This is a genomic window from Bacillus hominis (assembly GCF_018332515.1).
GTDB classification, from domain to species: Bacteria; Bacillota; Bacilli; order Bacillales; family Bacillaceae_G; genus Bacillus_A; species Bacillus_A hominis.
The window spans coordinates 1-13252 of record NZ_BOQD01000023.1; the positions used below are offsets into that span (position 1 = coordinate 1).

14 protein-coding genes and 1 pseudogene are annotated in these 13252 nt (G+C 35.5%); 11 read left to right on the plus strand and 4 right to left on the minus strand.

Annotated elements, in window-relative coordinates:
• Window positions 1–16: 16 nt before the first annotated feature.
• Together hbs and KI356_RS03190 are read right to left on the minus strand one after the other, a co-directional pair.
• Window positions 17–289 carry a non-specific DNA-binding protein Hbs gene (hbs, locus tag KI356_RS03185; RefSeq protein ID WP_001043913.1) on the minus strand — a complete coding sequence of 91 codons (273 nt, stop codon included), beginning with the start codon at window positions 287–289 and terminating at the stop codon, window positions 17–19.
• Between the two features lie 141 nt (window positions 290–430).
• Window positions 431–888, minus strand: a pseudogene (locus tag KI356_RS03190) (formate/nitrite transporter family protein); the annotation flags it as partial.
• A 67-nt stretch (window positions 889–955) separates the two neighbouring features.
• Here KI356_RS03190 and KI356_RS03195 point away from each other — a divergent pair.
• From KI356_RS03195 to entD, 9 genes are all read left to right on the plus strand, one after another.
• Window positions 956–1849 carry a metallophosphoesterase gene (locus KI356_RS03195; protein WP_128281294.1) on the plus strand — a complete coding sequence of 298 codons (894 nt, stop codon included), beginning with the start codon at window positions 956–958 and terminating at the stop codon, window positions 1847–1849.
• Between the two features lie 119 nt (window positions 1850–1968).
• Window positions 1969–3186, plus strand: coding sequence for an amidohydrolase (locus KI356_RS03200; protein WP_128281295.1), 1218 nt, complete (start codon window positions 1969–1971; stop codon window positions 3184–3186).
• A gap of 308 nt (window positions 3187–3494) precedes the next feature.
• Window positions 3495–3833 (plus strand): hypothetical protein, encoded by a 339-nt coding sequence (locus tag KI356_RS03205; RefSeq protein WP_128281296.1) that lies wholly within the window; start codon window positions 3495–3497, stop codon window positions 3831–3833.
• 316 nt (window positions 3834–4149) lie between these two features.
• Window positions 4150–4692, plus strand: a complete 543-nt coding sequence (locus KI356_RS03210) for a DUF420 domain-containing protein (protein ID WP_002173006.1) — start codon at window positions 4150–4152, stop codon at window positions 4690–4692.
• 116 nt (window positions 4693–4808) lie between these two features.
• Window positions 4809–5972, plus strand: a complete 1164-nt coding sequence (locus KI356_RS03215; protein WP_128281297.1) for an iron-containing alcohol dehydrogenase — start codon at window positions 4809–4811, stop codon at window positions 5970–5972.
• A gap of 157 nt (window positions 5973–6129) precedes the next feature.
• Window positions 6130–6882 carry a DeoR/GlpR family DNA-binding transcription regulator gene (locus tag KI356_RS03220; RefSeq protein WP_128281298.1) on the plus strand — a complete coding sequence of 251 codons (753 nt, stop codon included), beginning with the start codon at window positions 6130–6132 and terminating at the stop codon, window positions 6880–6882.
• Window positions 6879–7790, plus strand: a complete 912-nt coding sequence (pfkB, locus tag KI356_RS03225) for a 1-phosphofructokinase (RefSeq protein ID WP_128281299.1) — start codon at window positions 6879–6881, stop codon at window positions 7788–7790. Before KI356_RS03220 ends, pfkB begins: the two co-directional genes overlap by 4 nt.
• Window positions 7791–7803: 13 nt before the next feature.
• Complete coding sequence (locus tag KI356_RS03230) at window positions 7804–9663, plus strand: PTS fructose transporter subunit IIABC (RefSeq protein WP_212934788.1); 1860 nt, start codon at window positions 7804–7806, stop codon at window positions 9661–9663.
• A gap of 349 nt (window positions 9664–10012) precedes the next feature.
• Complete coding sequence (entD, locus tag KI356_RS03235) at window positions 10013–10945, plus strand: cell wall-binding protein EntD (protein ID WP_212934789.1); 933 nt, start codon at window positions 10013–10015, stop codon at window positions 10943–10945.
• 61 nt (window positions 10946–11006) lie between these two features.
• Here entD and KI356_RS03240 read toward each other — a convergent pair whose 3' ends face one another.
• Window positions 11007–11252, minus strand: coding sequence for a hypothetical protein (locus KI356_RS03240; protein ID WP_002199601.1), 246 nt, complete (start codon window positions 11250–11252; stop codon window positions 11007–11009).
• Between the two features lie 180 nt (window positions 11253–11432).
• Here KI356_RS03240 and miaA point away from each other — a divergent pair, with 180 nt between their 5' ends.
• Together miaA and hfq are read left to right on the plus strand one after the other, a co-directional pair.
• Complete coding sequence (gene miaA / locus KI356_RS03245) at window positions 11433–12386, plus strand: tRNA (adenosine(37)-N6)-dimethylallyltransferase MiaA (protein ID WP_002121553.1); 954 nt, start codon at window positions 11433–11435, stop codon at window positions 12384–12386.
• A gap of 21 nt (window positions 12387–12407) precedes the next feature.
• Complete coding sequence (hfq, locus tag KI356_RS03250) at window positions 12408–12632, plus strand: RNA chaperone Hfq (protein WP_000813896.1); 225 nt, start codon at window positions 12408–12410, stop codon at window positions 12630–12632.
• Window positions 12633–12712: 80 nt separating this feature from the next.
• Here the strand turns inward: hfq and KI356_RS03255 are convergent.
• The coding region (locus KI356_RS03255; protein WP_212934790.1) for a Gly-Xaa-Xaa repeat protein at window positions 12713–13252 on the minus strand (540 nt) is incomplete at its 5' end.

The window sequence follows — 13252 nt, forward strand, 5'->3', positions numbered from 1 at the left end:
GAAGGCTATTTTTTCATTATTTTACAGCTTCTTTTAGTTCTTTACCAGCTTTGAAAGCAGGTACTTTAGAAGCTGCGATTTGCATTTCTTCACCAGTTTGTGGGTTACGGCCTGTACGAGCAGCTCTTTCGCGAACTTCGAATGTACCGAATCCGATAAGTTGTACTTTTTCACCAGCAGCTAAAGTGTTAGTGATTGATTCTACTACAGTTTGTAAAACTACAGTAGCTTCCTTTTGAGAAATCTCAGCATTTTGTGCTACGCTTTTAATTAATTCTGTTTTATTCATGTTTTTCACCTCATATGTAAATAATGCTATTTAAGTTGTTATTATAACGTATAAAACATTCGAGAACAAGTGTACGTAGATATATTCACGAAAAAAATGAAATTTGTAATATTTTTTAGGACCATTTTGTAGACATTCAATTTAAGCGGATATAGATTTGTTATCTATTTCGGTCTTCTCTTTATGGGAAGGTAGTTTCTTATTATAAGATATGAAATAAGGTAGTGCTACAAATAACATACCTCCTACTAAATTTCCAAAGAAAAAAATGAAGTTCGGAAAATATTCAATCCAAGTTAAATGACCGGCAAAAATTGCAGCCGGGATGACAAACATATTGGCTACAACGTGCTGAAATCCAATCGCAACAAAAGTCATAACTGGGAACCAAATACCGATAATCTTTCCGCTAAATTCTTTACTTCCCATACTGAGCCAAACAGCTAAACAAACGAGCCAATTGCAGAAATGAATGCTTGTAGTGGCGTATCTTGTAGTTTAGCTTGTGCAATAGACACTGTTTTCGCTAAAAAAGCCCCCTCCGTTAATCTGAGAATATGGCCGAAAAAATAAGCAACGAATATAGCGCCGATGAAATTTAACATTTTTTCATGCTGTCACACCGATGTAACAAAAAGGTTTTAAACTACATCTAGAGGTGAAAACGTGAATACGCATCATGTAAAGAAAAATCCAAAAAAATCAATCTTAAAGAAATTTATTATTAGTTTAATAAGTATATTAATTATTCCAGTAAGCTTGTATTTCTATGCAACAGAAATAGAACGAAGATTGGTATCGGTCACGTGGAATGAAATAGAAGCTCCTACGATTCCTAAAGAGTTTAATAATAAAAAGATATTGCAATTCTCAGATGTACATTTAGGGCCAGAGTTTACATTGAAACAACTAGAAAATTTGGTGGAGAAGATGAATGATTTACATCCAGATATAGTAGTTTTTTCAGGAGATTTAATAGATAAGTTTGGATCTTATAATGGGGAAAGAGAAGAAGCGAAAGGGATTTTGCAGAAAATTCATGCTCCCCTAGGGAAATATGCTGTGTTTGGGAATCATGATAGAGGTGGGGGCGGTAGTTTATTTTACAAAAAGTACATGGAGGAAGCTGGTTTTTCTGTTTTAGTAAATGAAGTGCAGAAAATTAAAGTGGAAAATGGCAAGTATATTACAATATCAGGTTTGGATGATTTCTTATTAGGGAAACCGCAAATAGACTCGACTTTAAAAAACTTAAAACAACAAGATTTCAATATGCTATTAGTACATGAGCCTGATGTTGTAGACAAAGTAGCTCGTTATCCAGTTGATTTTCAAATGTCAGGACATAGTCATGGAGGACAAGTTCAGTTTCCCTTTGTAGGCCCTTTAATTACCACGAAATTAGCTGAGAAGTATGTTGAAGGAATGTATGAATTAGAAGGGAAGAGTAAGACGTTACATTTATATGTAAATCGCGGTATTGGGACGACTCGAATGCCTGTAAGATTTTGGAGTGTACCGGAACTTTCAGTTTTTGTATTGAAGCAAAATAGTAATTAGAATAGGGTGTTAACATGTTTGAAAAGAAGAGAACTTTTAATAGAAAGTTCTTTTTTGTTGATTTAAATCAGAATATTATGTACCTTTTATTTAAAGTGTTAAAAGAAAGGGGAATTTCTATGATAGAAACATGGCATAAAGAATTGGAAAGTTTATATAACCAAATGGTTTCGTGGCGAAGAGATTTTCATCAATACCCAGAGCTATCGTTTCAAGAAATAGAAACACCGAAAAAAATAGCTGAAATCTTAAAAAGTTTTCATATTGATGTGAAAACAGATGTAGGTGGAAGAGGTATAATTGGCGTAATTGAAGGTGGAAGACCTGGGAAGACGATAGCGTTACGTGCTGATTTTGATGCGCTACCTATTCAAGATGAAAAACAAGTCTCATATAAATCAAAGGTTCCTGGGGTAATGCATGCTTGTGGGCATGATGGACATACAGCAACACTTTTAGGAGTTGCAAAAGTATTAAGTGATAACCGAGACCAGCTTTCTGGAAAAATAGTACTTATACATCAACATGCAGAAGAGAAAGAACCTGGCGGGGCAATTGCTATGATTGAGGACGGTTGTTTAGAAGGAGTAGATGTTGTTTTTGGTACACATTTATCTTCTCAAATGCCATTAGGAATTGTTGGTGCGAAGGCTGGAGCGATGATGGCAGCAGCGGATACTTTTGAAGTGAAGATTCAAGGGCGAGGCGGTCACGGAGGTATGCCGCATCATACTGTAGATGCCATTATCGTTGCGACGCAAGTTATTAATCAGTTGCAACTATTAGTTAGTAGAAAAGTAGATCCGTTACAATCTGCTGTATTAACAGTTGGTACATTCCATGCTGGTCAAGCGGATAATATTATTGCGGATACTGCTACATTTACAGGAACAATTCGGACGTTAGACCCTGAAGTGAGAGAATTTATGGAGAAGGAATTTAAACGAGTTGTTGAGGGGATTTGTCAGTCTCTTCATGCTGAAGTTAATATTCAATATAAACGGGGTTATCCAATATTAATAAACCATTTAGATGAAACGAGTTATTTTATGGCGATTGCGGAACGTGATCTTGGAAGAGACAGAGTCATCGAAGTGCCACCGATTATGGGTGGTGAAGATTTTGCGTATTATTTAGAAAATGTTCCAGGAGCATTTTTCTTTACAGGTGCAGGTAATGAAGAAGTAGGTGCAACATATCCACATCATCATCCTCAATTTGATTTTGATGAACGGGCAATGTTAGTTGGTGGTAAATTATTTTTAACTCTTGTAAATAGTTTTTTAAGAGATGAAAAAGAATCTCTTCATAATTTAGATGTGGATGTGACAAAGTAATTTACATAAATAAAAAACAACAGTAGGTTATGCAAAGTAACCCATTGTTGTTTTTTATTATTTTTGCGAGGGAATAGCATCAACATATGCTCTATAATCATTTGAGAATCCAAAGTTTTTTTGCATCCCAATTAATAGAAATAAAAATAGAAATGAAGAATTTGTTCGATTCTAATTTCTTGTTTTCAAAGGAAGTTATATCCAATCATTGCTAGAAAAGATTCATATATAAGTAAAGAAATAAATAATTACTATTGTCATAGTGGAAATAAACTTTTTTCTTGACTTTTTATATGAAGGAGAGCAGAATGGTAAAAAAGGAAGGGGGGATGATGATGGAAGAGTACGTATTAGAGCTGTATAACCTGTTATATACGACAGAATGGCAAGACATTGTTTCGTTTCTTGGGATATTATTTTGCATGAAAATTGTAATTGTATACATGGAAGAGCAAGGTATGTTCTATTCCTTCTCATCCCCGTCGGATTTGCAACGTGAGCCGTTGCAAAACTATGCCAATGTAAATTACGAACAATTTCCTTTTGTTATATTCTTTATGATTCGTTTTATAACGGCGATTGTGAAGAAGAAGGAAAGTGATGAAGAAGAATGCCATCCAACTTGTTATGTAGCCAACGCTTTTTAAGCTAAATACAAGGAGGAGATTTATATGTGGTTTCGATTTCTTATGATTGGTTTCTTTTCATTAACAGCAATTACATTAATGGGATATCAAGTGTCTGAAATTTTTCAAGCATATAGCAGTACGTTTTTTAACAAAAACTAATCGCATTGCTATTTGAATAATAAAGCGATAAAATCCTTCTTAAGAAGTATTGTTAAGAAGGGTTTTTTCTTTGCTCTGTCTTACTGTGTCAAACTATTGTCACATTTACACCGTGAATAATATGTTAAAATAGTGAGGTTAATTATACATATTTGAAAGAAGAGGAGTGACCAATTTGGTGGATCAATCAACAAATCAGAAAAGCTATGCTCCTATTGTGATAACGCTTTCTGTAATTGTAAACGCGATTATTTTATTTTTGTTCTTTGGACCTGTTGGCTATGAAGGAGAATTACATTTTGATGTAACTATCTTACCAATGTTAAATGCAATTTTTAATAGTTTTACGTTTGTATTTTTATTAGCAGCTTTATTCTCTATTATTAAAAAGAATGTAAAAATGCACCGTGGTTTTATTCTTGCAGCATTTACAACGACTTTATTATTTTGTGTGTCATATTTATCGTATCATTACTTGGCACCAGCAACGCATTTTGGCGGAGAAGGTTTCATTAAATATGTGTATTTCTTCATTTTAATTACACATATTATCCTTGCAGCGATTATCGTACCACTTGCATTGTTCGCACTTGTATTTGGTTTTACGAATCAATTAACACGTCACCGTAAAATTGTACGTTGGACGATGCCGATTTGGTTATATGTAAGCTTATCTGGTGTTATTGTTTACTTAATGATCTCACCTTATTATCAATAAAAAATCCCAGCCTTTAGGCTGGGATTTTTTTGTTAAGCAAATATTTTTGTGATATGAAAAAAATATGGTATATAAAAGTATAGTTGCTTTTTATATGAAAGGGATGGTAAAGGTATATGCAAAATTTTGTATTTCGTAATCCAACGAAACTTATTTTCGGTAAAGGACAATTAGAGCAGTTAAAAATTGAAATTCCACAGTTTGGTAAAAAAGTTCTTCTCGTATATGGAGGAGGAAGTATTAAAAGAAACGGTATTTATGATAATGTAATTTCTATTTTAAAAGATATAAATGCGGAAGTATTTGAATTGACAGGTGTTGAACCGAATCCTCGTTTATCAACTGTAAAGAAAGGGATTCAAATTTGTAAAGATAATGATGTTGAATTTATTTTAGCGGTTGGTGGAGGAAGTGTAATCGACTGTACGAAAGCAATTGCAGCTGGTAGTAAGTACGATGGAGATGTATGGGACATTGTAACGAAGAAAGCATTTGCTAGTGAGGCGTTACCATTTGGTACTGTTCTTACTCTTGCCGCGACGGGCTCTGAAATGAATGCAGGATCTGTAATTACAAACTGGGAAACGAATGAAAAGTATGGATGGGGCAGTCCAGTTACTTTCCCGCAGTTTTCGATCTTAGATCCAGTTCATACTGCATCTGTACCGAAAGATCAAACAATTTACGGTATGGTAGATATTATGTCGCACGTATTAGAACAATATTTCCACCATGGAACAAATACAGAACTACAAGATCGTTATTGTGAGTCTGTTTTAAGAACAGTAATTGAAACAGCTCCTAAGCTGTTAAATGATCTAGAAAATTATGAGCATAGGGAAACAATTTTATATTGCGGCACGATGGCGTTAAATGGAATTTTAGCGATGGGAGTAAAAGGAGACTGGGCAACTCATAATATTGAGCATGCAGTTTCCGCTGTCCATGATATACCGCATGGGGGCGGTTTAGCAATTTTATTCCCAAATTGGATGAAACATGTTCTAGATGAAAATGTGAATCGTTTTAAACAATTTGCTGTGCGTGTGTTCAATATAGAAACGGAAGGGAAAGCGGATAAAGAAATTGCGCTAGAAGGAATTGAGGCACTACGTCAATTCTGGACTTCAATTGAAGCACCAGTAAGACTGGCTGATTACGGTATTGGGGAAAATGAAATTGACTTAATGGCGGATAAAGCAATGGCTTATGGTGAATTTGGTAACTTTAAAATATTAAATAAAGAGGATGTTCTAAATATATATAAAGCTTCTTTATAAGTGAATAGAGAGAAGAAACCTATTTGATTGTTGTATCAAATAGGTTTCTTTTTGTTATTTATAAATGTTTTTGACTGTTTATGATTGTTATTGACTGTTTATGGTTGATTTTTGTGATCGTTTTCATTATACTGTAATCAAAGAAGAGGTGAAGAAAATGTTAACTCCTGAACGTCATCAAATGATATTGCAACTTGTAAAGGAACAGAAGGTTGTTAAATTACAGCAATTAGTCGAAAGAACAGAAAGCTCTGAATCGACAATTCGTCGTGATTTAGCGCAATTGGAAAAACAAAGGTTATTAAAAAGAGTTCATGGTGGTGCTTCTGTTTTAACAGGAAAAGGACAGGAACCAACGATGGTTGAAAAATCATCCAAAAACATTCATATAAAACAACAAATTGCCAAGTATGCGGCTGGCGTTGTTGAACAAGGTGATTGCATTTATTTAGATGCAGGAAGTACAACATTTGAAATGATTCCATTTTTAATAAATAAAGATGTTACTGTCGTAACAAATGGGCTTATGCATATTGAAGCTTTAGTCGAAAATAATATTCGTGCATATTTACTAGGCGGGATGATGAAGAGTAGGACGAAAGCTTTAATCGGTGCTATGGCGCAGGAAAGTATGCAGAAATATCGTTTTGATAAATGTTTTTTAGGAGCGAATGGTGTACATGAACAGCTTGGTTTTACAACGCCAGATCCAGAGGAGGCGCTCTTGAAGCAAATGGCATTAACATTAGCAAATGAAGGATATTTCTTAATTGATGAAAGTAAGTTTTCAGAAGTTGCATTTGCAAAAATTGCAAATGTTGAAGATGCAAGTATTATTACAAACCATTTAGAAATTGATTTAGAAAAATATAGAAGACAAACAAATGTGATTGAGGCTGATAAACAATGATCTATACAGTTACTTTAAACCCATCTATTGATTATGTAGTGCAAGTTAATTCTTTCAATTTAGGAACAGTAAATCGAGCAGAGAAAGATATGAAGTTTCCTGGGGGAAAAGGGATTAATGTTTCTCGTGTTCTACATCGTTTAGGTGTTGAAAATGTAGCGCTTGGATTTACTGGTGGATTTACTGGTCAATTTATTAAAGATGTATTACATGATGAAGGTGTAACAACAAACTTCGTCCAAGTAGATGGAGATTCTCGAATTAATGTGAAAATAAAAGGGCAAGAAGAAACAGAATTAAATGGGCAAGGTCCTATTGTGACAAATGAGCAATTCGAGCAATTAATGAGACAAATTGCAAGTATGCAACCCGGAGATTGTGTTGTATTAGCTGGAAGTGTACCAGCTTCTATTTCGACCACCTTTTATGAATCAATCGCAGCGTTTGGAGCAGAAAAAGGTATTCGTGTAGTAGTAGATGCAAGTGGTAGTGCGCTACAGCATGTAATTAAAAATAAACCATTTTTAATAAAACCGAATCATCATGAACTTAGTGAGTTGTTCGGAGTACAGCTTTCAACAGTAGAAGACATTTTACCGTATGGAAGAAAGTTAATTGAACAAGGTGTAGGACATGTCATCGTTTCAATGGCAGGAGATGGAGCTTTATTATTTACAGCAGACGGTATATATGAAGCAACTGTTCCGAAAGGTGTCGTTATTAATTCGGTTGGGGCAGGAGATTCCCTCGTTGCTGGATTTGTAGGTAAATATGAACAGACAAAAGATATTGAAAAAGCATTTCAATATGGTGTTGCAACAGGGAGTGCAACAGCATTTTCAGCAGATTTATGTGAAAAGGAAAAAGTAGAAGAATTATTGTCGCAAGTAATGGTAGTTAAGCGATAGGGGGAAGCAACATATGAAAATTACAGAACTATTAAAAAGGGATACAGTCATTATGAATTTGACAGCTTCAAATAAAGAAGCTGTCATAGATGAATTAGTTGAGAAGTTAAGCGGGGCAAATCGTTTAAATAGTAAAGCTGAATTTAAAGAAGCTATTTTAAAGCGGGAATCACAAAGTACAACTGGAATTGGTGAAGGTATTGCAATACCTCATGCGAAGACGAAAGCTGTTAAGCAACCAGCGATTTGTTTTGGTAGAAGTGTAAGCGGTATCAACTACGAATCGCTGGACGGACAGTCTGCACATTTATTCTTTATGATTGCTGCGAGTGAAGGGGCGAATAATACTCATTTAGAAACATTGTCCCGTCTTTCTACCTTATTAATGGATGAAGGGTTTCGCAAGCAATTATTAGAAGCGAAGGATGAAGATGAACTTCTTCACTTATTTGATGAAAAAGAGAATGAAAAAGAAAAAGCTGAAATTGAAGTTGCGAAGCCAGAAGGAAATGAACCGTACGTATTAGCTGTTACAGCTTGTCCAACTGGAATCGCTCACACATATATGGCTGCTGATAGTTTGAAGGCGAAAGCGGCAGAGTTAGGGATTGCGATTAAAGTTGAAACGAACGGATCAACGGGTGTAAAGAACGGTTTAACGAAAGAAGATATTGAACGTGCAACAGCTATTATTGTTGCGGCAGATAAACAAGTAGAAATGAATCGTTTTGCTGGTAAACATGTCATTCAAGTGCCAGTTGCTGATGGGATTAGAAAAACTGAAATCCTTCTTAATAGAGCTGTAAAACAAGATGCACCAATCTTTAAAACTGTCAAAGAGAATGGGAAGGCAGAAAGTATTGAGAAAGAAAAAGGGTTAGGAATTTATAAGCATTTAATGAGCGGTGTAAGTAATATGCTTCCATTCGTTGTTGGTGGCGGGATTTTAATAGCGCTAGCGTTTTCGTTTGGTGGTATAAAGGCGGAAGGTCCTTTAGCTGAATTGTTCATGTCAATTGGGGGAGGAAAAACAGGTGCGTTTTTATTCCTTGTACCAATTTTAGCTGGATTTATTGCAAGTTCTATTGCTGATCGTCCTGGTTTTATGCCCGGTGTTGTAGGTGGATTTTTAGCGGCGAATGCGAATGCTGGATTTTTGGGTGGATTAATTGCTGGTTTCTTAGCTGGATATGTTGTTTTAGGGTTGAAAAGATTATTTTCAGGACTACCAGTACAATTAGAAGGAATTAAACCTGTTTTGTTATATCCAGTCTTTGGATTATTGATTACAGGAGTTGTAATGCAAAAAGTAGTAATTCCGCCTGTAGTAGCATTAAATGAAATGTTGACAGGGTGGTTAAATGGTTTAAACGGTACGAATGCTATATTACTAGGTCTTATTTTAGGTGGTATGATGGCAATTGATATGGGTGGTCCAATTAATAAAGCGGCATTTACGTTTGGTATTGCTGCAATAGAAGCACAGAATTTTGGAGTGCACTCAGCAGTTATGGCTGGGGGTATGGTACCGCCACTTGCGATTGCATTTGCAACTACATTCTTTAAATCAAAGTTTACAGAAGCGGAACGTAAATCTGGTTTAACAAATTATATTATGGGAGCGTCGTTTATTACAGAAGGTGCGATTCCATTTGCAGCTGCAGATCCGGTTCGAGTCATTGTAAGTTGTGTTGTTGGTTCAAGTATTGCAGGTGCGTTATCTATGTTATTCCAAATTACATTACCGGCACCGCATGGTGGGTTGTTTGTTATCGCATTAGTGAATAAACCATTGCTATATATTTTCTCTATATTAATTGGGACAGTTGTTTCGGCTCTTATGATGGGGATTTGGAAAAAGAAAGTTAAATAACGAATGAAACAGGAGCAGCTGCTATTAGCTGCTCTTTTTTATTACAAAAAAGTAGGTTAATAATTGGAGAATGATGTTTTTTGGTAAAAGATGTAATGAAATGTGAATTTTTTGTAACAAAAAAGTAATACTGTAATTTTTTTTGGAAAAAGAATCTAGTGCTTGTATGTGGAAAATATATGAAAACTATTGGAGATTCTATTGGAAATGCACTCCAATAATATGGAAATTTATGTTACAACTCATTAATCGTATATTACGAATGCTTTGTAATTGTGTGATTTTCGAAATTTTGAAAAAAACTGTTGCTATAATGAGAACACGAAAACAAAGCAAATGGAGGCTATTCATGAAAAAATTATTAGGTATAGCAACAGCAGCAGTTTTTGGTCTTGGGATTTTTGCAGGTTCTGCTAAAGCAGAAACGATTGTAACAACAGATGTATTAAACGTTAGAGAAAACCCAAATGTAGAATCAAAGCTTGTAGGTAAAATGTTAAGTGGAAATAAATTAGATGTTATAAATACAGAAAACGGATGGTCCAAAATTAAATTAGATGGCAAAGAAGCGTTTATAAGTGCTGAGTTTACGAAAAGTACTTATTATGTAACAGCAAACGTATTAAACGTTCGTGCTGGAGCGAATACTGATTCAGAAATTCTTGGCACGCTTAAAAAAGATGACTTGATTGAAACGACAAATCAAGTACAAAACGAATGGTTACAATTCGAATATGGTGGGAAAGCGGCGTATGTTCACGTACCATTTTTAACAGGTACAGCACCTGTTATTGAAAGAAAAGAAGTTCCAGTTCAAGATGAAGCGCCAACTAAGGAGAAAACTTCGGCTAAAAATGATACGGCAGTTAAAGGAAAAGAATCTGTTAAAAGTGGAGAATCAAGTAAACCAGTAGCTCAAGCGAAGCCGGTAGCTAAACCAGTGGCGAAATCTACTGAAACAAGTGCACCTGCTGGTGGTCGTGAAATAACAGTAGAAGCGACAGCTTACACAGCTAATCCGAGTGAAAATGGTACATATGGTGGTCGTGTGTTAACTGCGATGGGGCATGATTTAACGGCGAATCCAAATATGAAAGTTATTGCTGTTGATCCGAAAGTAATTCCTCTTGGATCAAAAGTATGGGTGGAAGGATATGGAGAAGCAATTGCTGGAGATACTGGTGGCGCGATTAAAGGAAACCGTATTGATGTTTTAGTTGGTTCAGATAGCACTGCTGATAGTTGGGGTCGTAAATCAGTTAAAGTGAAAGTTATAAAATAATTTATTAAAATAAAAAACGGCTGCTTGAAAATGTCTAAGCGGCCGCTTTTTTATATAAGAATTATTGAAAAGGGTAAATTGTTTTACCTGTAATAATTTTATACGCCGTGCAAAATTGAGTTTGCATATACTCTGTATTTTTATTTTCTGGATGTAACGCTGTTTCTTGAAGAGTAGAATGAAAGGAACGTAGTAAACAATTTAGTGCGAAGTATAATTCTTCTTGTGAACAATTTTGTTCTTTTGTAGCGGTAGCTAAAATAAGGTCTTTTATTAATAATGGAAAATCGATAGTCGCTTGTTTCATAGTCATTGCACCCTCTCCGAGCTATTTTTATCATGTATATGCAGAATTGGACAAGCTATGCTCTTTTTTTATGTATAATTTCATGTACTGAATTGAAAGAACTTGCAATCATACCATTAAAATTGGTAAGATTGGGTATAATGTTAGATGGAGTATAATACATAAAGAGAGTTGAGTTATATGGGAGAAGTGCAACGCGAAAAAGTTGCTGTCATCATTGGACCAACTGCTGTCGGAAAGACGAAATTAAGTATCGATCTTGCAAAAGCGTTGAATGGTGAGATTATTAGTGGTGATTCCATGCAAATTTATCGTACGATGGATATCGGGACTGCAAAGGTGACGACAGATGAGATGGACGGAATTCCGCATTATATGATTGATATAAAAGATCCGGAAGATTCATTTTCTGTGGCGGAATTTCAAGAACGTGTCCGTAAGTGCATTCGAGAAATTACAGAGCGCGGGAAATTACCAATTATTGTTGGTGGAACCGGTCTCTATATACAATCTGTTCTGTTCGATTACCAGTTTACAGATGAGGCTGGGGACGCTACATACCGAGAACAGATGGAAAAGTTAGCATTAGAACGCGGTGTGGAATATGTACATAAAAAGTTGCAAGAAGTAGATCCAGAAAGTGCGGAGCGTATTCATGCCAATAATGTAAGGCGTGTTATTCGGGCGTTAGAAATTTTTCACACGACGGGTGAAAAAATGAGTAACCAGCTCGAAAAACAAGAAAATGAGTTACTGTACGATGTTTCATTAATTGGCTTGACAATGGATCGAGAAATGCTATACGATCGCATTAACTTACGTGTTAACCTAATGATTGAACAAGGTTTATTAGAAGAAGTAAAAGGTCTACATGAAAGAGGAGTGCGAGATTGTCAATCTATTCAAGCGATTGGTTATAAAGAGATATATGATTATTTTGAGAATCGTGTATCTTTAGAAGAAGCGGTATCACAATTAAAGACGAATTCACGCCGTTATGCAAAACGTCAATTAACGTGGTTCCGTAATAAGATGGATGTCGCGTGGTTCGATGTTACTGATGGTGAAAAAACGTCAGAAATTTTACGATACATAGAAGGAAAGCTACAACTAAAGTCGAATAATAGTAAGTAGAGAAAAAGAGGAGGATTCGACATGAAGCAATCAATCAATATTCAAGATCAGTTTTTAAATCAACTCCGTAAAGAGAATACGTTCGTTACGCTGTACTTATTAAATGGTTTTCAGCTTCGTGGATTAATTAAAGGATTTGATAATTTTACAGTCCTGCTGGAAACAGAAGGTAAGCAACAGCTTATTTATAAACATGCAATTTCTACATTTGTGCCACAAAAAAATGTTTCGATTGAATTAGAGTAGTAATGAATTATTGTACATAACAAAAAAAGAGCGAGTTTCTCGCTCTTTTTTTATTTGTCATAAACAATAAATAGTGAAATTTAAGCGATTCTAAATACAGTAAGTCGGATGTTAGTGTTGCCTGTTTCGGGAATTGTAATTTCGCTAAGGGTAGATTTGACAGAAATATTTGTACCAGCTGCTAACGTTTCGATTGAAGTAAATGAAAGTGAGTCGCCTATTAGATTTGAAGAGAAGTTGTCAGTTGCGACTGCTCCATTTATTGAAATTCCTACTCCGAGCGGAGCACATCCTGGTGCAGTTGTAGAGATGGATACGCTAATCACATAAATACCAGCGTTGATAACAGTAACTGTATCTGTGCCGTTGAAGATAATATTATTTGCGTTAAATACTTTATGAAAAATGAAGTTGTTAAATTGGAGTACAGTTTGTTGAATGTTGTTTGTTACAACAATTGTTGCTACTGGGAAGCCAGCGCCAGTAGTGCCAGCTGGTCCTTGAGCGCCAGTATTGCCTTGAGGTCCCTGAGCGCCAGTAGCGCCAGCTGGTCCTTGAGCACCAGTATTGCCTTGAGGTCCTTGAGCGCCAGTAGAACCTACTGGTCCTTGAGCCCCAGT

Excerpts from the sequence above, each read along its gene's own strand:
- KI356_RS03215 (WP_128281297.1), top strand. The coding sequence starts at position 4,809 with ATGCAAAATTTTGTATTTCGTAATCCAACGAAACTTATTTTCGGTAAA.
- hbs (WP_001043913.1), bottom strand. The coding sequence starts at position 289 with ATGAATAAAACAGAATTAATTAAAAGCGTAGCACAAAATGCTGAGATT.
- KI356_RS03200 (WP_128281295.1), top strand. The coding sequence starts at position 1,969 with ATGATAGAAACATGGCATAAAGAATTGGAAAGTTTATATAACCAAATG.
- KI356_RS03230 (WP_212934788.1), top strand. The coding sequence starts at position 7,804 with ATGAAAATTACAGAACTATTAAAAAGGGATACAGTCATTATGAATTTG.
- entD (WP_212934789.1), top strand. The coding sequence starts at position 10,013 with ATGAAAAAATTATTAGGTATAGCAACAGCAGCAGTTTTTGGTCTTGGG.
- KI356_RS03240 (WP_002199601.1), bottom strand. The coding sequence starts at position 11,252 with ATGAAACAAGCGACTATCGATTTTCCATTATTAATAAAAGACCTTATT.
- miaA (WP_002121553.1), top strand. The coding sequence starts at position 11,433 with ATGGGAGAAGTGCAACGCGAAAAAGTTGCTGTCATCATTGGACCAACT.
- pfkB (WP_128281299.1), top strand. The coding sequence starts at position 6,879 with ATGATCTATACAGTTACTTTAAACCCATCTATTGATTATGTAGTGCAA.
- hfq (WP_000813896.1), top strand. The coding sequence starts at position 12,408 with ATGAAGCAATCAATCAATATTCAAGATCAGTTTTTAAATCAACTCCGT.
- KI356_RS03205 (WP_128281296.1), top strand. The coding sequence starts at position 3,495 with ATGGTAAAAAAGGAAGGGGGGATGATGATGGAAGAGTACGTATTAGAG.
- KI356_RS03220 (WP_128281298.1), top strand. The coding sequence starts at position 6,130 with ATGTTAACTCCTGAACGTCATCAAATGATATTGCAACTTGTAAAGGAA.